The 22,031-nt window shown below is 31.9% G+C and carries 10 protein-coding genes and 1 other annotated feature; all 10 genes read right to left on the bottom strand.

Going from position 1 to position 22,031, the window contains the following annotated elements:
- Positions 1 to 3: 3 nt before the first annotated feature.
- The 10 genes from HMPREF0078_RS00240 to HMPREF0078_RS00195 all read right to left on the bottom strand — a co-directional run bounded on the left by HMPREF0078_RS00240 (position 4) and on the right by HMPREF0078_RS00195 (position 22,030).
- Positions 4 to 669, bottom strand: coding sequence for a methionine ABC transporter permease (locus tag HMPREF0078_RS00240; RefSeq protein ID WP_004838002.1), 666 nt, complete (start codon positions 667 to 669; stop codon positions 4 to 6).
- Positions 656 to 1,684: a methionine ABC transporter ATP-binding protein gene (locus HMPREF0078_RS00235; RefSeq protein ID WP_039920328.1), complete on the bottom strand. Its 1,029-nt coding sequence runs from the start codon at positions 1,682 to 1,684 to the stop codon at positions 656 to 658. The genes HMPREF0078_RS00240 and HMPREF0078_RS00235 overlap by 14 nt, the downstream gene beginning before the upstream one ends.
- Positions 1,677 to 2,894 carry an amidohydrolase gene (locus HMPREF0078_RS00230; protein WP_004838000.1) on the bottom strand — a complete coding sequence of 406 codons (1,218 nt, stop codon included), beginning with the start codon at positions 2,892 to 2,894 and terminating at the stop codon, positions 1,677 to 1,679. Before HMPREF0078_RS00230 ends, HMPREF0078_RS00235 begins: the two co-directional genes overlap by 8 nt.
- Positions 2,895 to 2,956: 62 nt before the next feature.
- Positions 2,957 to 3,180: a binding site (T-box leader), on the bottom strand.
- A 269-nt stretch (positions 3,181 to 3,449) separates the two neighbouring features.
- The gene (gene glmS / locus HMPREF0078_RS00225; protein ID WP_004837999.1) at positions 3,450 to 5,270 is read right to left on the bottom strand and encodes a glutamine--fructose-6-phosphate transaminase (isomerizing); all 1,821 of its coding nucleotides are present in this window, start codon (positions 5,268 to 5,270) and stop codon (positions 3,450 to 3,452) included.
- A gap of 566 nt (positions 5,271 to 5,836) precedes the next feature.
- On the bottom strand, positions 5,837 to 9,370 hold the full coding sequence (gene nifJ / locus HMPREF0078_RS00220; RefSeq protein WP_004837998.1) for a pyruvate:ferredoxin (flavodoxin) oxidoreductase: 3,534 nt from the start codon (positions 9,368 to 9,370) through the stop codon (positions 5,837 to 5,839).
- An 87-nt stretch (positions 9,371 to 9,457) separates the two neighbouring features.
- Positions 9,458 to 10,681 carry a dicarboxylate/amino acid:cation symporter gene (locus HMPREF0078_RS00215; protein WP_004837997.1) on the bottom strand — a complete coding sequence of 408 codons (1,224 nt, stop codon included), beginning with the start codon at positions 10,679 to 10,681 and terminating at the stop codon, positions 9,458 to 9,460.
- A 472-nt stretch (positions 10,682 to 11,153) separates the two neighbouring features.
- The gene (locus HMPREF0078_RS09235; protein WP_232618475.1) at positions 11,154 to 18,674 is read right to left on the bottom strand and encodes an SHIRT domain-containing protein; all 7,521 of its coding nucleotides are present in this window, start codon (positions 18,672 to 18,674) and stop codon (positions 11,154 to 11,156) included.
- A 460-nt stretch (positions 18,675 to 19,134) separates the two neighbouring features.
- Positions 19,135 to 20,751, bottom strand: coding sequence for a chaperonin GroEL (gene groL, locus HMPREF0078_RS00205; RefSeq protein WP_004837995.1), 1,617 nt, complete (start codon positions 20,749 to 20,751; stop codon positions 19,135 to 19,137).
- A gap of 9 nt (positions 20,752 to 20,760) precedes the next feature.
- Positions 20,761 to 21,042, bottom strand: a complete 282-nt coding sequence (locus tag HMPREF0078_RS00200) for a co-chaperone GroES (protein ID WP_004816894.1) — start codon at positions 21,040 to 21,042, stop codon at positions 20,761 to 20,763.
- A gap of 82 nt (positions 21,043 to 21,124) precedes the next feature.
- The gene (locus HMPREF0078_RS00195; RefSeq protein ID WP_004837994.1) at positions 21,125 to 22,030 is read right to left on the bottom strand and encodes a DNA-3-methyladenine glycosylase family protein; all 906 of its coding nucleotides are present in this window, start codon (positions 22,028 to 22,030) and stop codon (positions 21,125 to 21,127) included.
- Position 22,031: the final 1 nt, after the last annotated feature.

Below are 22,031 nucleotides of genomic sequence, written 5' to 3'. Positions count from 1 at the left end.
TTTTTAATGTGATGTCTTTTTTATAATTAAATTGGCGATGCCTTGGATGGCATAGACAATTATCAAAATAACTATTACAGATATAATAACTACGTCGTTTTTGTATCTGTTGTATCCTACTGCTATCGCAAGATTTCCTATCCCTCCTGCTCCAATTGTTCCAGCCATCGCTGTAAGTCCCAAAAGCGAAATCAAAGTTATTGATGAAGCTCTTACAAGCGATGGAAGTCCTTCTCTTAAATAAACTGCTGTTATAATTTCAAAGGGAGAATTTCCCATAGCTTCCGCCGCCTCTATTACTCCTCTATCAACTTCTGCAAGAGCTTGCTCAACTTGCTTTGCAAAAAATGGCACGCAAGAAAAAACTAAAGGAACTATTGCAGCTGTCGGTCCAATCCTCGTTCTTACAATTAAATTTGTTATAGGACTAATTACTGCAAGTAAAATTATGAAAGGAACTGCACGAAAAAGATTTGTTATCTTATCCAAAATGCTATAAATTTTTTTGTTTTCTAAAATTCCTCCATCATTTGTAACTACAAGTATTACTCCTATTATTAGTCCAAAAATCCCTGAAAATATGGCTGATAAAAATAGCATATAAAAGGTAAGTCCAATATCTTCAAAAATCCTATCTTTTATTGAAAGTGCATAATCAAAGTATCCCATTACTATCTCCTAAAAGTTGTACATTTGTTCTGCAGGCTATTAAATATTCAATCGCCTTGTCGATATTTTCTCTTTCTGCCTTAAAAGTTACTATAAGATTTCCGACTGGAACATTTGTAATAAATTCTATGTTTCCTGCCAAAACATTGGTTTTGACCTTAAATTTTTCATAAATTTCATTTATAACTGGCTGAGTTGTAGCTTCTCCAACATAAGAAAGTTTTACTAAAAATTCATCTTTTTTCAAAACTCCCAGATTGTTTTTTACCTCTTCTAGTGTTTGATTTACATTTGTTGAAGTTTCTACAAAATCTTTTGTGAGTTTGTGTCTTGGATTTGAAAAAATTTCAAGAGTTGTGCCTTTTTCAATCACTTTTCCATCTTGCATTACCGCAACCTTGTTGCAAAGATCTTTTACAACTTCCATTTGATGAGTGATTATTACAATTGTTATTCCAATTTTTTCTTTGATTTCTCCCAAAAGTTTTAAAATTTGCTTGGTAGTTTTTGGATCAAGGGCGCTTGTTGCCTCATCGCAAAGTAAAATTTCTGGATCAGATGCAAGGGCTCTTGCTATGGCACACCTTTGTTTTTGTCCACCAGATAGTTCTCTTGGAAAAGATTTTGCCTTATCTCCAATACCAACCAAATCTAAAAGCTTTTTTGCTTTTTGAATTTTTTCTTCTTTTGTAATTTTTTCCTTTCTTATTGGAAAAATTACATTATCAATTACTGAAAGATTGTTCAAAAGATTAAAGTGTTGGAAAATCATGCCGATTTTTTTACGTCTTTTTCTCAAATCTTTTTCAGATAAGTTCAAAAGATTTTCTCCCTTTATCAAAACCTCTCCTTCAGATGGTTTTTGCAAAAGATTTATGCACCTTACAAGAGTTGATTTCCCAGCTCCAGAAAATCCAACTATGCCAAAGGCATCAGCCTTTTCAATTTTAAGACTAACACCATCAACCGCTTTAAAACCATCAAAGTCTACGCTTATATTTTTTAGTTCAATCATCATTTCTCTCTTTTCTATCAAAATTTATTAAAAAATTTAAGGCACAAGCTAGTCCATAATAAAGACCTTCGTTGTCTACATCAAATTTTTCAGTGTGAGCTCCCGCTCCACATCCTTTTTCTTCATTTTTTACACCAATTTTTACAAAAACACTTGGAGCAATTTTCCCATAGCCATAAAATGATTCAGAGCCAAAAGAAATTTCTTCATCAACTCTTGCATTTGGAAAAATTTCATCCAAAGAAAATCTTGTAAATTCCGAAATATTTTCATCATTTATAACTGGATAGGCAACTATTCTTGTATAATCGTTAAATTTAACCTTGCAATCATAAATACTTGCAGTTTTTTCTACTATATTTTTTAATTTTTCCAAGGCTTTTTCTCCAACTTCATCTTCAAAAAATCTCAAAGTCGCCTTTAAATTTGCCTTATCAGGAATTACATTTGAAGCAAAACCTGCATTTATTGATCCAATTCCTAAAGTTACAATTTCATTTGGATCAAGTCCGCTTGCCCAAGTTTGGTTTAGGTTATTTATAATTGCAACAAGGGCATTTATTGGAGAAATTAACAAATCAGGCCTTGAGCCGTGACCGCCTTTTCCGATTACATCAAAATCAACCCCTGCACAGCCTGCATAAACTTTTCCTTTGGAAATGGCAAATTTTCCTGTAGGAATTTCTGTATCAATATGATTTCCATAAATTGCATCAAATTTTATATTTTTTAAATGCTTAACCATTGGATAAATTCCAGCTCCTGTTTCTTCGCCTTCTTCAAAAATAAAATAAATTTTTCCATTTAAGTTATTTTTTATTTCTGAAAGAATTTTTGCACTTGTAAGGATAAGAGCCATGTGAAAATCGTGGCCACAAGCGTGCATCACGCCAGGATTTTTTGATACAACTTCTTTTTTTCCCTTTAAATTTTCTTCATTTTCAAAAATTGGAAGAGCATCTATATCAGTTCTAAGTCCCAAAATTTCACCTTGTCTTTTTGTATCAAGAATTGCCACAAAGCCTGTAGAATTTTCTACTTCTTCAACTTCCAAACCAATTTTTTTGCACTCATTTATTAAAAATTTGCGAGTTTCAAATTCCTTGCTTGAAAGCTCTGGATTTTCGTGTAAATAATTTTTGATTTTTTTTGCAAAATCTAAATTTTCCTTTACCAAATTTTTAATCTCTTTTGTACTTATGTTTGTCATTTCCAAAACCTTTCCTTTCTAAATTTATGCAAAATAAAAAGTCCTTACTGTAGATAAACTACAATAAGGACGAAATTTTTCCGCGTTACCACCTTTTTTGCACTAAAAAATGCCTCTTCAGATACTATCATATCCTAACTCTATAACGGGAGTTCCCGTATAAGTCTAAATATCGACTTATCCCATCTGAGACCATCTTCATCACACTTTTTATTCACCCCTCTCAGCTAAACAGGGCTCTCTGTACAATAATCCATACGACTACTCTTCTCTTTATCTGGTTTTTAAAATCTATTTGATAAGTCAATAATACTATCATTAAAAAATCCTGTCAAGTCTTTTTTTAATTTTTATTAATTAATTTAGGATATTATAAATAAAAATACCGTAATTTCAAGCTTTTCTTTATAAAGATTAAAAATAATTTATCGGTCTTTTTATATAAAAATCGAAATTAAAAAATATTTTAAAATAAAAAAAGAAGCCCTAAGGCTTCTCATGGTTTTGGTAAAATAAATTCATTTATAATATACTGTATTTAATTATTTGTGCAAGTTATTCTACCGTTACTGATTTAGCTAAATTTCTAGGCTTATCAACATCAAGTCCTTTTGCACATGAAACATAATATGCCAAAATTTGTTGAGGAATAACGGATAAAACTGGATAAAGAGGGTCAATTGTCTTTGGCAATTCAAAAGTAAGATTAGAAATTTCTTTTAAATGATCATCTTTTTTTGAAATCGAAAAAATATTTGCTCCTCTTGAAATGATTTCTTTCACATTTGATATGGTTTTTTCCATTATATTTTCTTGACTTGCCACTACTACAACCGGTGTTCCTTCTTCAATCAAAGCTATTGTTCCATGTTTTAACTCCCCTGCAGCCAAAGCCTCAGAGTGAATATAAGAAACTTCTTTTAATTTCAAAGAACCTTCAATTACAGATTTATAATCAAGACAACGTCCTATATAAAACATAGAATCAAAATCTTTTATCTCTTTTGCATAAGCTTTTATTTTTTCACTGTCGTCCAAAATTTCTTTTATTTTTTCAGGAATTTTTTTCATTTCTGAAATTATTTCCTTGTATTTTTCTTCATCAATTGTTCCAAGTTTTAAAGAAAAATCTAGGGCAAGCATATAAAGAGAAATTATTTGTGTTGTATAAGCCTTGGTTGATGCTACTGCAATTTCTGGCCCTGCATAACAATAAATGGTTTTGTCAGCTTCCCTATCAAGAGATGATGCAACTACATTTGTCAAAACCAAAGTTTTTGCTCCCTTTTTCTTTCCAAGTCTTAAAGCTGCAAGAGTATCGGCAGTTTCTCCAGATTGGCTTACCAAAATCATCAAAGTATTTTCGTCAATAAAAGGATCATTGTACCTAAATTCACTTGCAATATCACAAATTACAGGAATTTTTGCAAATTTTTCCAAAGCATAGGCACCAACAAGACCTGCATGATAAGCTGTTCCGCAAGCAACTATATAAATTTTATTGAAATTTTCAATTTCTTTTTTGCTAAAGGAATTTTCTTTAAAATCTATCATTTCATCAGTCATTTTAAATCTGATTGTATCAGAAATCGCCTTTGGTTGGTCAAAAATTTCTTTAATCATAAAATGATCAAAGCCTTCCTTAGTTGAATCTTCAAAAGAAAAATCAACTTTTGAAATTTTTCTTTGGATTTTTTGGAAATTTCTATCATAAATTGTAAAAGATTCGCCCTTAATATCAACCAAATCTCCATTTTCAAGATAAATTACATCTTTTGTATATTTTATAATTGAAGGAAGGTCGCTTGCTGCAAGAATGCCGTCATCTGTTTTTCCCAAAACAAGAGGACTTTCTTCCCTTAAAACTATAAGTCTATCGCTTTCGTCTTGGCACAAAATTCCAAGAGCAAAAGATCCTCTCAAGTCATTTTTTGCTTTTTTTACAGCCTCTAAAATATCATCTTCATAATATTTTTCAATCAAAACAGCAACAACTTCTGTGTCAGTATCAGACTTAAAGCTATATCCTTCTTTTTTGAGATTTTCCTTTAGCTCATTATAATTTTCAATGATTCCATTATGAACTACAGAAATTTTCCCATTATTTGAAAGATGTGGATGAGAATTTATATCTGAAGGGCCACCGTGAGTTGCCCATCTAATATGGCCAATCCCGATATTTCCATCGATAGGATTTTTTGAAAGCTCGTCTTTTAAAACTTTAACCTTGCCACTTTTTTTGACAGTTTTAATTAAACCACCATCAATAAGGGAAATTCCCGCCGAATCATATCCCCTATATTCAAGCCTTTCAAGACCATCCATAATAACTTCTCTGGCATTTAGCCTTCCCTTATAACATACTATTCCGCACATAGTATCCTCCTAATATTAAATTTTAGAGGTATCACTTTATTTTCTTTGTCATAAGAATTGCTTCTTATTTTTGTAAAATACTGAGCCTGTGAAAGCTATGGAGCACCCGCCGAATTTTCGATAACTCCATTCCTCGTCATCCCAAAGGGATCTGGCGCTTGTTATATTTTTACCTCGTTTTTTAATTATACACTAAAATTATGAGTTAAAAAAGTGCCACAAAATTAATTATTTTTGAAAAATTTTCAAATAAAATTTTAAAAATAAGAAAATTTAATTTTTTGGAAGTCTAAAAATATCCATACGCTAAAAATGCTATTTAATAAAAGCAAAAATAATACAATTTCTTAATTTTTTTACCTATACAAAAGGATTTAAACTTCTTAATTTTTTAAAATTTCAAAAATTAAACATCAAAAAATTAAGCAGAAAATAATTTTAAAAATTAAATAGCAAGTGATTTAAAAATTTAAATAGAAAATAATATTAAAAAATAAACCAGACTTTTAAAAGTCTGGTTTATTAAAACACTTAGTGATTCATATACTATTTTTAGGATTTAATTTTTATTTATTTTCCATTTTTTTGTAAGATTCTAATCTTTCCTTTGCAGCTTCTTCAGCTTCTGCATATAATCTGTCTGCATCTTCTGGGAAAGCTTTTTTAAGGGAAGCGTATCTTACTTCTCCTTGTAGGAATTCTTGGAATGATTCTGTAGGATCTTTTGAATCTAAGCTAAATGGATTCTTGCCTTCTTCTTTAAGAAGTGGGTTAAATCTCCATAAGTGCCAATATCCACTTGCTACAGCTTCTTTTTCTCTTCTTTGAGTCTTGCCCATTCCTGCTTTTAGTCCATGGTTAATACATGGAGCATAAGCAATTATTAATGATGGACCATGGTAGGATTCTGCTTCTTTTATTGCTTTTAATGTTTGAGCTTGGTTTGCTCCCATTGCAACTTGTGCAACATAAACATAACCATAAGTTGTCATCATTAAACCAAGGTCTTTCTTTCTAACTTTTTTACCACTTGCTGCAAATTTTGCTACTGCTGCAAGAGGAGTTGCCTTTGAGCTTTGTCCACCTGTATTTGAATAAACTTCTGTATCAAATACGATTATATTGATGTCATCGCCACTTGCTAGAACATGGTCTACTCCTGAGAATCCTATATCATAAGCCCAACCATCTCCACCGTAAATCCAAACTGATTTTTTAACTAAATAATCTTTTAGTGATTTAATTCTTTCGATAATTTTATTTGCTTCTTCATTATCAGTTTCGTTTGCGATTAATGATTCAATTTTTATAGCTGCTTTTTTGCTTTCTTCAAAGTCATCGTTATTTTCTAACCATTCGTTAAATGCATCGTTTAATGGTGTAGAAACTTTTAATTCTAAGAATTTTTTCATCAAAGTTTCTAGTAAGAATTTGTTTGATTTTGTTGCAAGCAACATTCCATATCCATATTCTGCTGCATCTTCGAATAATGATGATGCCCAAGCTGGTCCTTCGCCATTATTATTTGTACAATATGGCATTGATGGAACTGATGAGCCCCAAATTGATGAGCATCCTGTTGCGTTTGAAATGATTTGATGATCACCATATAATTGAGTGATTAATTTAGCATAAGGAGTTTCTCCACAGCCTGCACATGCACCTGAGAATTCAAGCAATGGTTGGCTAAATTGAGAATTCTTAACATTTGTTGGAGCTATTTCATCATTCCTATATCCAACTTCGCCATGAGCGTATTCCCAATTTTCTGCTTGTTTTTCGATTTGTTCATCTATTGGTTTCATAGCCAAAGCTTTCTTTGGAGCAGGACATACGTCAACGCAGTTTCCACATCCCATACAATCGTATGGAGAAACTTGAATTCTAAATTCGTAACCTTCTAGTCCTTTGCCTATAGCTTTTTTAGTTTCAAATCCTTCTGGTGCCTTAGCTTTTTGTTCTTCGTCTAATAAGAATGGTCTAATTGTTGCGTGTGGGCAGATATATGAACATTGGTTACATTGGATACAATTATCTATATTCCATTCTGGAACAAATAATGCTATACCACGTTTTTCATATCTTGAAGTTCCTGCCATATATTGACCGTCATCGTATGGAAGATATGTTGAAACTGGAAGATCATCTTCTTCTAAGTTTATTATTGGTCTTACCATATTTTTGATAAAGTCTGGTTCATTTTCATTTGCACCTTCTCTATCTTCGCCAAGGTTTTTCCATTCTTCTTTAACTTTTATTTCTTGTAATTCTTCACTTGCACGGTCAACTGCTTTGTTGTTCATATCAACAATATCTTGACCTTTCATTCCATAAGATTTTTCAATAGAATCTTTTAGATATTTTATAGCATCTTCAATTGGTAAAACTTCTGAAAGAATGAAGAAAGCTGTTTGGATAACCATGTTTGTTCTGTGTCCAAGTCCAACTTCTTGAGCAATTTTTGATGCGTTTACTGTGTAGAATTTAATATTTTTATCTGCAATTTCTTTTAATAAATAATTTGGAATATGTTCTTCAAGTTCTTCTTCTGACCAAATTGTATTTAATAAGAAAATTCCACCTTCTTTAAGATTTTTAACAAGGTCATATTGTCTTACATAAGCTTGAGGAGAACATGATACAAAGTCAGCTTCATCTATAAAGTAAGCTGCATGGATTGGGTTTGGAGAAAATCTCAAGTGAGACATTGTTAGACCATTAGATTTTTTAGCATCATAGTCAAAATATCCTTGAGCAAACATATCTGTATTATCGCCTATAATTTTAATAGCGTTTTTATTTGCTCCAACAGTACCATCTCCACCATTTCCCCAGAATATACAACGTGTTGTTTGTCCATCAGAAATTACAAAGCTATTGTCAACTTCAAGAGATGTGTTAGTTACATCATCAATAATTCCAACTGTAAAGTGATTTTTTGGTTCATCTTTTGCTAAATTATCAAATACTGATTTGATATGAGCAGGTCTTGTATCTTTTTGTCCAAGTCCATATCTTCCTGCTATTATTTTTGGATTTCTATCTGAATCTGAGAAAGATTCTAATACATCTAAGTATAGAGGTTCTCCAGCAGATCCTTTTTCTTTTGTTCTATCTAAAACTGCAATTCTTTCTACTGTTTTTGGAATTGCTTCAAGTAAATGTTTTGTTGAGAATGGTCTATAAAGATGTACTTTTACAAGTCCAACTTTTCTTCCCTCTTTGTTTAATTCTTCTACTGTTTGTTGAATTGTATCAGTTCCAGAACCCATAGCTATAATTATATCAGTTGCATCTTCTGCACCTTCATAATTAAATAATGAATAATTTGTTCCGATTTTTTCATTGATTTTATTCATATAATCAACAACTATTTCAGGTAGTCCGTTGTATGCTTTGTTTTGAGCTTCAGTTCTTTGGAAATATCCACTCTTTTCAAATACACCACGCATAGTTGGTCTGTGTGGATTTAAAGAATCATTTTTAAAATCATCAATTGCTTTCCAATCAACCATATCTTCAAATTGGTCATAATCCCAAACGTCGATTTTTTGAATTTCATGGCTTGTTCTAAATCCATCAAAGAAATTAACAAATGGAACTCTAGCTTTTATAGCTGAAAGATGAGCTACTGGAGAAAGATCCATAATTTCTTGTACAGAACCTGATGCAAGCATAGCAAAACCTGTTGCTCTTGCTGCCATAACGTCTTGATGGTCGCCATACATATTGATTGAGCATGTTGATAGGGAACGAGCTGCTACGTGAAAAACTGCAGGAAGTCTTTCGCCGGCAATTTTGTACATATCAGGAATCATTAATAGAAGTCCTTGACTTGCTGTGTATGTAGATGTAAGTGCTCCTGCTGCAAGTGATCCGTGAACTGCTCCTGCTGCTCCTGCTTCATGTTGCATTTCTGTAACTGAAACTGGATTTCCATATAAATTTAATCTTCCATTTGCTGCCCATTTGTCTATAAATTCTGGCATTGGTGAAGATGGAGTTATAGGATATATAGCTGAAACTTCACTAAAAGCGTAAGATACGTGAGCTGCTGCTGTGTTACCGTCCATGGTAACTTTTCTTCTCTTTATCGTCATAAAAATTACTCCTTTTTAATAAATTTTCATAATTAATTGTCTTAAGATCATAAGCTCAAAAATAGAACTCAAAAGAGTTCTATTTTTTTATTGCTTAACTAGTTCATCAATGTATTCTGCATTAGCTTCTGGATCTAATTTAAATCCTGAAATTTTATTTACTATACAAGCTATTGCAGCATCGCCTGTGATATTACATGCTGTACCAAATGAGTCTTGAGCAACATATAATGCAATAATTAATGCTGTCATAGGTTCTGTAAATCCTAGCATTGATTGAAGAATACCTAGTGCTGCCATTACTGCTCCTCCTGGAACTCCAGGTGCTGCTACCATTGTAACACCTAGCATAAGGATGAATGGGAACATGTGTTGGAATCCTACATCTGATCCATTAAGCATAAGAATTGATAATGAACAAGATGTTAATGTGATTGTTGAACCTGATAAGTGAATTGTTGCACAAAGTGGAATTACAAAGTCTGCTATACCTTTGTTTACACCTAATTTATAAGTTTGGTTAAGTGTAACTGGGATTGTTGCTGCAGATGATTGTGTTCCTATAGCTGTCATGTAAGCTGGAATCATAGTCTTGATTTTTGAGAATGGATTTCCACCTGACATTGAACTTGCAATTGTAAATTGTGCAGTAATTGTTAGATAGTGTAGTATCAATACCATGATAAATACTCTTGCGAATACTGATAATACTACTGCTACAGTTCCTTCATAAGCCATGTTAGCAAAAATACCACAAATGTGGAATGGCAATAATGGAATTACAACATTTGATATTAATTTTGTAATAATATCAGAGAATTCGTGAACTGCTTTTTTAAGAACTTCAGCTTTAGCTGCTGCTATACCAACACCTAGTATAAATGAAATGATAAGTGCTGTTGTAACAGAAAATACTGGATCCATTGGTGATTCAAATATTTTTTCTAGAGCTTTTCCTGAGTTTTTCTCTGGATCAAATGAGATTGCTCCCTTTTTAATAAAGTTAGGAAGAACAACGCTGCCTACAAAATATGTAATAGTTCCAAAGATAATTGTTGACAAATATGCAATACCTGCTGTGATTGCTAGTGTCTTTCCTGCTGAATCTCCAAGATCTGCTATACCTGGAATTACAAATCCCATAATAATTAGTGGAATAACAAATCCTAAGAAGTTGCCAAATAGACCATTAAAAGTAATTAGTATTCTAACTAAGATTTTTAAAACGTCAACTTTTTGACCTGCAAGCCCAATTAAAATACCTAGAATGATTGCAATAATTAGTCTTGGCAATAAACCTAGTTTCTTCATTTCTATTTTTCCTCCTTGAAATGAATAATATTGATCTTAAGATCAACTAAATAATATCAGTTTTACGTTTTCATGTCAACTTTATTTATGATTTTAAAAATATATTTTTATTCTTTGCAATTTTTTCAAAAAAATATTTTAAATCTTGTAAGATCAAAGATTATAAAATTTATATTTATTTGTTATACACTTATTTTTTAAAATTTTATAAAAATTTTACAGTTATTTAATTTATGATATAGTTTTCCCTCTGCACCTAGATAAAATAAAATGATTTGCATCTAAAATTTGTAATCTACAAAAAAATATACTAAAATATACATCAATTATTCCATCAAACTTTCCAAATATTTTAATTTTATATTGATTTCATAAATATTATGCACAAAAAAGACGAGGATTTTTAATTTCCTCGCCTTTTTATAGCTAGATACTTTTATATCTCTTAGCTTATTCCTTATTAATAAATATTTTAATATTTATTTTTTTTATTTTTGTATAAAGCAAATGCTGATCCAATTAAGACAAATATAAGATTAGAAGAACCTTCTATACCAGTCTTAACATTTGATTTGCTTCTAGAATTTGCTCCAGTTGAAACTTTTATTTTGCCTATTTTGTTTGGAACAAATTTCCATTTTCCTGTGAAATTTACATCCTTATTATTAACTACACTACTATCTTTATCATATCCTTCAAATACCCAAGTACCATCTTTTACTTTAACTTCTAATTTAGAAGGTTTTGTAGGAGAAACTTTTCTACCATTTTCTATTCCATCTTGATTTTTTGGAAGAAGGTCTAAAATTTCTTTTGGTAGAGATTTACCTGGTGTAGATGATTCAAATTTGTGAGTTACTTTATATTTATTTTCTGCAGATGAAGATTTTTTCTTGTAGATGTGTTTTGTATTACCTTTATCATCAGTTTCAGTTCTTACAAATTCATAGCCTTTAATATCTTTTTTAGATTTTTTACCATCTTCATTAGGTGCTATTGTTTTACCATTTTCATCTACATACTTAGTAACTACTTTTGAAGTATTTTCTTTCTTCTTGTAGATATGAATAGTATTGCCGTCTTTATCTGTTTCAGTTTTTACAAACTCATAGCCTTTTATATCTTTCTTAGGTTTTTTACCATCTTCACTTTTTGCGATAGGATTACCTTTTTCATCTACAAACTTAGTAACTACTTTTGTTGGATCAGGTTTCTTTCTATAAACATAGATTATATTTCCCTTCTCATCTGATTTTGTAGTTATTATTTCATATCCTTCGATATTTTTGCTTGGATGTTTGCCTTTTTGAGTGTCCGCAATTTCATTTCCATTTTCATCAACATACTTAGTTACAACATCTGGTGTAAGAACTTTCTTCTTGTAAACATGAATTGTATTACCATTATTATCTTTACTTGTACTTACATAATCGTAACCTTCTATGTTTACTTGATTTTGTGTTCCTTCTTTTGGAAGAAGTAGTTGATTGCCATTTTCATCAACATATCTTGTCTCAACTTTTACAGTAGGTGCAAGTTTTTGATAAATATGTCTTGTATTACCCTTTTCATCTTTTTCTGTTCTTACTAATTGATAACCTTCTATAGTTGATGGATCATGTGTTCCTGCTTTATCAGCAAGTATTTGATTTCCTTCTGTATCTACATATCTTGTTTCTACATCTTGGGTAGGTTTTTTCTTGTAAACATGAATTGTATTACCATTATTATCTTTATTTGTACTTATATAATCGTAGCCATCAATATTTACTTGATTTTGTGTTCCTTCTTTTGGAGGGAGTAGTTGGTTGCCATTTTCATCAACATATCTTGTCTCAACTTTTGGAACAGGTGCGATTTTTTTGTAAATATGAACGGTATTACCCTTTTCATCTTTTTCTGTTTTTACAAATTGATAACCTTCTATAGTTGATGGATCATGTGTTCCTACTTTATCAGCTAGTATTTGATTACCTTCTGTATCTACATATCTTGTTTCTACAGTTGGATTTGGTGTTTGTTTAAACTTATAAACATGAACAATATTTCCATACTTATCTGTGTAAGTCCTTACAAACTCATAAGCAGGAATATCTTTTTTATCTTTCTTGCCTTTTTCTTCCATAGCAAGAGGATTTCCATTTTCATCAACAAATTTAGTAACTACAGATGGACTAGGAGTAGTTTTTTTCTTGTAGATGTGTTTTGTATTACCTTTATCATCAGTTGTGGTTCTTACAAATTCATATCCTTCTATATCTTTTTTGTCTTTTGTTCCAGTTTCTTTTGGAGCAATAGTATTACCATCTTCGTCAACGTATTCTGTTACTACATCCGGAATGAATTCCCATGTTCCTTTTACGTTTTCGTCTTTATCGGAAATTGTTACATCTTTTTTATCGTATGATTTGAACTTCCAAGTTCCCTTGTTTACATCATCTCTGTATTCAGCGTCTTTTCCTGTTGGAACTGGGGATGTTACTTTATCGCCTTTTACTTTTCCAGTTGCTTCTTTTGGAGCTTTTGCTTTTAATGCTTCTGGTAATTCTATGCCTTTTGTTCCACTTACGTATTCATATGTTACTTTGTGTTCGTTTGGTGTGAATTTCCATTCGCCTTCGAATTTTACGTCAGCTCCGTTTACTTTTGCATCTACTTCGTCTGTAGTTTTATCTTGATCTTTGTAGCCTTCAAATGTCCAAACACCATCATTCTCTGTATCTTTTACTTCTTTTTGTGTTGGATCTGTTGGTTTAACAACACTTCCATCTTTTTTGCCTGTTTGATCTTTTGGTGTTAGATCTTTTACTGCTTTTGGAAGGTCTTTTCCTTTTGTTGATGATACAAATTTATGTTCTACTTTGTATTCTGGATCTGGTGTAAATACCCAAGTTCCTGTAACTTTTTCGTCTTGGTTAGAAATTTCTACTGAATTTTTGTCAAAAGATTTGAATGTCCAAGTTCCCTTGTTTTTATCATCTCTAAATTCAGCATCTTTTCCTTCTGGAACTGGGGATGTTACTTTATCGCCTTTTACTTTGCCGGTTACTTCTTTTGGTGCTTTTGCTTTTAATTCTTCTGGTAAATCTACACCTTTTGTTCCACTTACGTATTCGTATGTTACTTTGTGTTTGTTTGGTGTGAATTCCCAACTTCCTTCAAACATTACATCGGCACCGTCAACCTTAGCATCTACGTCATCAGTAGTTGTATCTAGGTCTTTATAACCTTTGAAAGTCCATGTTCCATCATTATCTGTATCTTCTACTTTTTCCTTTTTAGGAGAAGTTGGTGTTACAGTTTTTCCGTCTTCTATACCAGTTTGTTGATCAGGAAGTTGATCTTTTACTGCTTGTGGAAGGTCTTTTCCCTTTGTTGCTGATTTGAATTGATGGTTAACATTGTAGGTTACAGGATCAGGTTTTGGAGAGAATTTCCATTTACCAATAAATTCTACATCTTTATCGCCAACAGTTTTGCTTTCTTCGTCATAACCAACAAATGTCCATACACCATCTTTAGTTGTGATTGATTCTGGAACAGGTTTAGTTGGTGTTACCTTATCACCCTTTACCTTTCCTTTTTCTGGATTTGGAAGTAGATTTTTCACTTCATCAGGAAGAGGTTTTGTTGGATCTTCACTTTCAAACTTGTAAGTTACTTTATGTTCGTTTGGTGTGAATTTCCATTCGCCTTCGAATTTTACGTCAGCTCCGTTTACTTTTGCGTCAACATCTTTTGTATCTGGATCTTGGTCTTTGAATCCTTCGAATTTCCAAACTCCGTCATTTGTTTTGTCTTCTACGTCTTTTGGATCTTTTAATTCTCCTGGGGTTGTTGTTTTGCCATCTTCTGCTTTTTTATCTTCTGGAAGTTGGGAATCAACTGCTTTTTTAACTTCAGCTGGCATTTCTTTTATTGGAGAATCTTCTGAAACTTTAAATTCGTGTGTTACTTTGTAATCAGTAGGAGTGGTTTTTGGTGTGAATTCCCATGTTCCTGTGAATTCTACATCTTTATCTTCTACAGTTTTACTATCTTTGTCGTAACTTACAAATTTCCATGTTCCATCTTTTACTTCTACTGTTTTTGTTTTTGGCTCTGTTGGTTTTACTTCGTCGCCTTTAACTTTTCCAGTTTGATTTGCTGGTAGAAGATCAAGTACTTCTTTTGGAAGTTTTTTGTTTGGATCTTTACTTACAAATTTGTGGGTTACGTTGTATTTTCCTGGTTCTGGATCTGGGGTAAATTCCCATGTTCCTTTTACGTTTTCGTCTTTGTTGGTAATTTCTACTTCATTCTTATCGTATGATTTGAATGTCCATGTTCCTTTGTTTTTATCATCTCTAAATGTAGCGTCATCGCCTGTTGGAACTGGGGATGTTACTGTATTACCTTTGACTTTTCCTGTTACTTCTTTTGGTGCTTTCGCTTTTAATGCTTCTGGTAATTCTTTACCTTCTGTTCCACTAACGTATTCATAAGTTACTTTGTGTTTGTTTGGTGTGAATTTCCATGTTCCTTCGAATGTTACATCAGCTCCGTTTACTTTTGCGTCTACTGCTTCTGTATCTGGATTTTGATCTTTAAAGCCTTCAAATTTCCAAACTCCATCATTTGTTTTGTCTTCTACGTCTTTTGGATTTTTTAATTCTCCTGGAGTTGTTGTTTTGCCATCTTCTGCTTTTTTATCTTCTGGAAGTTGGGCATCTACAGCTTTTTTAACATCAGCCGGCATTTCTTTTACTGGAGAATCTTTGGCAACTTTAAATTCGTGCCTTACGTTAAATTCATTAGGTGCATCTTTTACAAAATTAGCTTTAAATGTAAGTGGTTCTGTAATTACTGCTTGTTTTAATTGTTCTTCAGTAATTTTTTCTCCAGCAGCAATTTTTGTTCCATCATTTAATGTGATTTCTTTATCTGCTGTCCAGTGACTAAATTTATATCCTTCTTTTGCTTTTGTGTCGGTTCCTTTTGGATTTGATTTAAGTTCGACTTCTTCTTTTGTATTATCTACAAAGTTTTCGCCTTCCTTAACTTGTCCATTTCCATCAGTTGTGTAATTGATTATAGGAGCCCAGATAGCATAGATATAATTGTTTGTGCTTTCATCTAAACTAGTTACAGTAACTTCATAGCCTTTTTGGAATTCGGCTTTTGTTGCGTTTTTATCTCTATTCCATCCCTTAAATACATAACCTTCACGGGTGTAATTAATTTTTTCGCCTTCGCCGTTTCCCAAAACTTTATGAAAATCATTTGTAATAATCTCTTCTACTACATGTTGAGCACCTTCTCCGCCGTTTGCATCATAGGTTACTTTTGTAGTTGGTAGATCTGGAATTTCTTTCCATTGAGCATAGAGAGTTTTATTTTTATCCATTAGGACAGTTTCGCTTGGTAGAATTAGTCCGCTAGAACCATCTTTTGTTTCACTCCAACCTACGAAAACTTTTTTGCCACCATTTACAGTAACTTTTCCAATATCTTGAACTTGTGCTTTAGCATCTTTGATATAGCTATCTGAATCTGTTGGAGCTTCTCCTTCAACTTTGTCAGTATCTTTTAAGTTCAAATCGTATTTTAATGTTAAATAATCATATTTCCACTTAGCATATAAGTGAGTATCATTATTTTTAATTGGTTTGTGAAGATTTGCTTTTACAAATCTACCATTTTTATTTTTCTCATACCAACCCAAAAAATCTGTTGCATTTTCTGGCTTAACTGGTTGAGGGAAATTCTCTTTGCTGACTTTTCCATCTTTATATTTTCCATCATAAAGAGTGTCATCTTCAGGAATTTCGCCTATTTTTTCTATATCTTTTTCATAGTTATCTTGGTTGGTGTGGAAAGTCACTTCGTATTGACGAGAATCCCATTTTGCATAAACTGTAATGTCATGAGCAGGCATTTTAGTTCCAGCTTCATGTTTGTGTTCTACGCTAAATGTTGAGTCTTCATACCAACCTTGGAATACTTGACCTTTAGAATTTGTAGTTTCTCCAACTTTATAATCAAGTCCAAAGTCGCTTGTATCAGCTTCATATTTGTATGGATTTGAAGCTAATCTCTTACTTCCAGAGTAATAATTTATATGATAAGTTTTGCGTTCGTAGAATAAGAAGCCTACATAAGAGCCATCATCATCTATATATTTTGTTCCTGTATAGTTTTGATATCCTCCCACATTATTACCTGCAGCAAACATATAATCTCTAAAGGCTGGATTATTTACATTTATTGATTGCAAACCATCACTTGACATGTCGCCTTTTTTGGGTTGGAATCCTTCTATATCATCTACATGGTCAGTCTTATCTACCCAAGAGTATGTGACTTGTTGATAATTATTGTTGTATGGTTCATAGACTCTATATTTACGTCCATTCCAATTCATGTACCACTCTGTGTTTTGGAAGCTTACTCTTTCATCAATTTCTTTCATGGTTCCAAGAGTAGCTTTTAATTGGTCGAGCGATCCGCTATTTATTTGTGCATTAAATTTACTTGGATCCCATTCAACAAAGCGTAGTTGGTATTTTCTACCCTTAGCTAAAACTCTATACATATAAACATCTTCATCACCCATTACTGGGGCTTTAGTATAAAAAGATCCTATGCTTTTGTCCTTGTAATAAATATAATCTTCATTTAGCTGATCAAACCATTCATCAGAGCTTTGACCGTAACGCAAATCTACGTGAATATTTCCATTTTGATCTGTGGCATTGACCCAATTAGGTTGATAATAACTAATTGAATTTGCATTTTTATATACCCATATAGTATGAACATTTCTATCCATATAGACAGGTACAACTGTGCTTCCATCAGCTGCTATTGTTTCAAAAGCTTCTTTTGTTTTTTCTTCGTTTAAATGGAAACCTAAATAATCTAGAGTTTGAGGATTTGTATAGGTGTGATCCATTTTTCCATTTGAATCTTTACTATTGTAGCCATCATTAAAGCGTCCATCTTTTTCTGTTAGCTTAGCAATATCTTCAACTATTGGACCAGATGGAGCAACTTTAGGATCTGGATTTTCACTTCCTTTAAAAGGTAGGCTTGTTTTTTCTCCATTAAGTCCTCTTGCTGATATTATTTCATGGAAAGTGTAGCCATCATCATTTATATTTTGGACCATAACTTTAAATTTATAGTCAACTACAACTGGTTTCCATACAGCATAAACATTAATGTCTTTGTCTAACACTAGAGTATTAAGATCAACAGGATCTCCATCTTCTGCCAAAGACCAGTGGCTAAATTCATAGCCTGCTCTTGTAGGATCTTCTGGCATTTTGTCAAGCTTGCCACCATCGTCTGCAAGTATTTGGTCTTGGTAGCTTGCATCGTCTCCTGTTATAAATGTTGCTTTATGTTTAAACTCTGTTATTGCATAAAGTTTAATGTCAGTTTTTCCTGCTGCAATATCTTTTTTCAATGATTCCTCATCATAAACACCAGATTTTCCGTCTTTTGATGTTGACCAATTTACGAAGTATTTATTAGCATCATAAATTGTAGGATCTACTGGCAGTTTATAAGAACTAGCATCACTTATAGTGTCAGTCATATAAACTCTATCATTTGTACTGCCAGCTATATAGTAGGTTATTACTACTTGATTTTTGAAAACTGGGTAAACATTAATTATTTTTTTGTCGTTACCTTTAACTTCTATTGGCGTATCAAATTTAATATCATTACCTTCTTCATCTTGCCATTTCTCCAAAACATTGCTTTTATCTTTGAAGACATGACCTGGATCAGAAATTGATTTTCCATCAAGAATGATTTGTTTTTGTATTTCTTTAGCTGATTCTTTATTTTCTATTGTATCATTATAGAAATGATACTCATTGATTCCTTGTTTTGGAGATATTATATTGGCATAACCTAATTTAATACCAGCTAAAACTACAAAAGCAATAGCAATTAATACAGAAAACAAAATCTTTCTTGGATTTTTATTCTCCCTTCTCATAATTCTCCTCTTTTTCATTAGCATAAATCACAAATACAAGTCAAATTTGCGTTTCAGCTAGTTTTTGTAAACGTTTTTCAAAAACATTTAACTTGCAACAATCCTACAAATTTTCAATGAACTGATTGCTACCCCCCCCCCCGTATAAATATACTTGTTTTTGAATGTTTTTTACAAGAAATTTTTTTAAAATTTTATTAGCTTGTAAAAAATTATTATATTTTGTTCATTTACAAAATTATATCATATTTTGAAACTTTTTTATACTAGATAATTAGCTTATTAAATTATTTTTTTTACTTATTATAGTATTGTTAATAAATATAAATTAATTATAAATTATAAGCTTTAAATTTCAAAAATCATTTTATTTTAATGCTTAAAAAATTATAAATTTAATTTTAAAAATAAAAAAACTCTTGCAAAACAATATTATTGTCTTGCAAGAGCAAATTTTTTATTAATATCCCATTGGCATTTGTGGTGGCATTTCTGGTTTTTCTTCTTTTATATCTGCCACTGCTGCTTCTGTTGTTAGAATCATGCTTGCTATACTTACTGCATTTTCTAGGGCTGATCTTGTTACTTTTGTTGGTTCTACGATTCCTTTTTCAAACATATTTACGTATTCATCATCGTAGGCATCGTAACCGTTGTTTTTGTCTGATTTTTTTACATTTTCAAGTACAACTGATCCATCCATTCCTGCATTTTCTACGATTTGTCTTAGTGGTGCTTCTAGAGCTTTTTCTATTATTTTTGCTCCTGTTTTTTCGTCATTTTCTAATTTTTCTTCTAGAGCTTCTACTTTTTTGATTGCTTCTATTAGAACTGTTCCACCGCCTGCAACTATTCCTTCTTCTACTGCGGCTCTGGTTGCTGATAGGGCGTCTTCAATTCTGTATTTTTTATCTTGCATTTCTGTTTCTGTTGCAGCTCCTACGTTTATTACTGCAACTCCGCCTGCAAGTTTAGCTACTCTTTCTTGGTATTTTTCTTTGTCATATTCTGAATCGCTTGCTTCAATTTGACCTTTGATTTTTTCTACTCTTTCTGTTAGGGCTTCTTTGTCGCCTTTTCCTTCTACAATTACTGTGTGATCTTTGTCAACTTTAACTTTTTTAGCTGATCCAAGATCTTCAATTGTAGCTTCTTTTAATTCCATTGATAAGTCTTCTGAAATTACTTTTGAACCTGTAAGAATTGCTATATCTTCAAGCATTTCTTTTCTTCTATCTCCATAGCCTGGTGCTTTTACTGCAACTACGTTGAAGGTTCCTCTTAATTTATTTAAAACAAGTGTTGTTAAAGCTTCTCCGTCTACATCATCTGCAATTATTAAAAGTGGTTTTGATGATTGAACAATTTCTTCAAGTAGTGGTAGGATTTCTTGAATATTTGAAATTTTCTTATCTGTTACAAGTATATATGGGTCATCAAGGTCTGCTACCATTTTTTCATTGTCGGTTGCCATATATGGGGACAAATATCCCTTGTCAAATTGCATTCCTTCTACTACATCAAGGTAGGTGTCGGTTGTTTTGGATTCTTCTACTGTGATTACTCCATCATTTCCTACTTTCTCCATAGCATCTGCAATAAATTTTCCAATTTCTGGATCTGCTGATGAGATTGTTCCTACTTGTTCGATTGCTTTTTTATCTTCTACTTCTTTTGAAGATTCTTTGATATAAGCTACAACTTCACTGCTTGCTTTTTTTAATCCCTTATTTAATACTACTGGATTTGCTCCTGCAGCTAGGTTTTTTAGTCCTTCTTTTATAATTGCTTGGGCAAGAACTGTTGCTGTTGTTGTTCCATCTCCTGCTACATCATTTGTTTTTGTTGCAACTTCTTTTACAAGTTGGGCACCCATATTTTCAAACCTATCTTCAAGTTCGATTTCTTGGGCAATTGTTACACCATCATTTGTGATTGTTGGTGCTCCGTAAGATTTATCTAAAACTACATTTCTTCCTTTTGGTCCAAGTGTAACTTTTACAGCATTTGCTAATTTATCAATTCCTCTTTCAAGACCATCTCTTGCACTTTTTCCATAATTTATATCTTTTGCCATAATTTTCTCCTATTCTACTACTGCTAATACGTCTTTGTATGCTAAAACCACGTAATTTTCGCCGTCAATTTTCACATCAGTTCCTGCATATTGAGAATAAATAACCTTATCTCCTTCTTTTAAGGAATCTTTTTTGTCTTGGTCATTTAAAATATCATTGCTTATTGCAACAACTTCTGCATATTGTGGTTTTTCTTGGGCAGATTCTGGTAAAACTATGCCAGATTGGGTTTTCTTTTCTGCTTCTAATTTTTTTATAACTACTCTTTCACCGATTGGTTTTAAGTTCATTTTATTCCTCCTTTTAGCACTCTTCGTATTTGACTGCTAACATCTAATATGAATATACAAGTATTTTAAAATAATGCAAGTTTTATTTGCCGATTGCGTTTTCTCTTCCATAATAGAATAAATATTGTTGGACATAACCTGCATTTTCCCCAAAATATTTGTCGGCATAGGCAGAAATTTGTTTTTTTGGAACTTCCTCTTTTATAAATAAAAATTCCATAACTCTTTTTATCCAAACATCAACCGGGAAGGTTTCTCTTTTGTGAAAGGCAAAAAGCAAAATGCAATCGGCAACTTTTGGTCCCACTCCAGGAAGCTCTTGGAGTTTTTTCCTTAAATCTTCTGTAGGCATTTTTATATCTTTTTCAAAATCAAAAAATCCATCATTAATTATTTTTGCCGTTTGGACTATTCTTTTATCACGAAAACCAACTCTTGCTTTTTCTCTTAAATCTTCCGGCCTTGCTTTGGATAATTGTTCAGGATTAGGGAAAGAATAATATTTTCTTCCTCTATATTCTCCAATATAATCTCCATACATTTCTGAAATTATTCTTACAGCTTTTTTTATTCTTGGGATTTGGTTGTTGGCTGAAATTATAAATGAAATTAGGGTTTCAAAAAATTCTTGGTTTAAAATCCTAATTCCAGAACCATATTCTGTAGCCTCTTTTAAAGTTTTATCTAAAGAAATCTTTTCTTTTATATCTTCATAATTTACTCCAAGGTCAAAATAATCGTAGAAAATATCATAAAATTCTTCTTCACTTACATTTTCTATAATTATCTTGTCGCCTTCTTTTTTGAGATTTATAATTTTTCCCAAAAAAACTGCAGTAAATGATCCATCTTCTTCCTCAAAAAAATTAAAACATTGGCCGCAGGTAAAAATATCTTTTGGGTCAAAAGATTCGTGATAAAAAATCAATTGACCCTTTTCATTTTTTAAATTTAATTTATTTTTATTTTCTTCTATATATCTATTCATT

Source organism: Anaerococcus vaginalis ATCC 51170 (assembly GCF_000163295.1).
Taxonomy (GTDB): domain Bacteria; phylum Bacillota; class Clostridia; order Tissierellales; family Peptoniphilaceae; genus Anaerococcus; species Anaerococcus vaginalis.
Note: the sequence above shows the minus strand (reverse complement) of the source record. Positions and strands in the feature narration are given on the sequence as shown.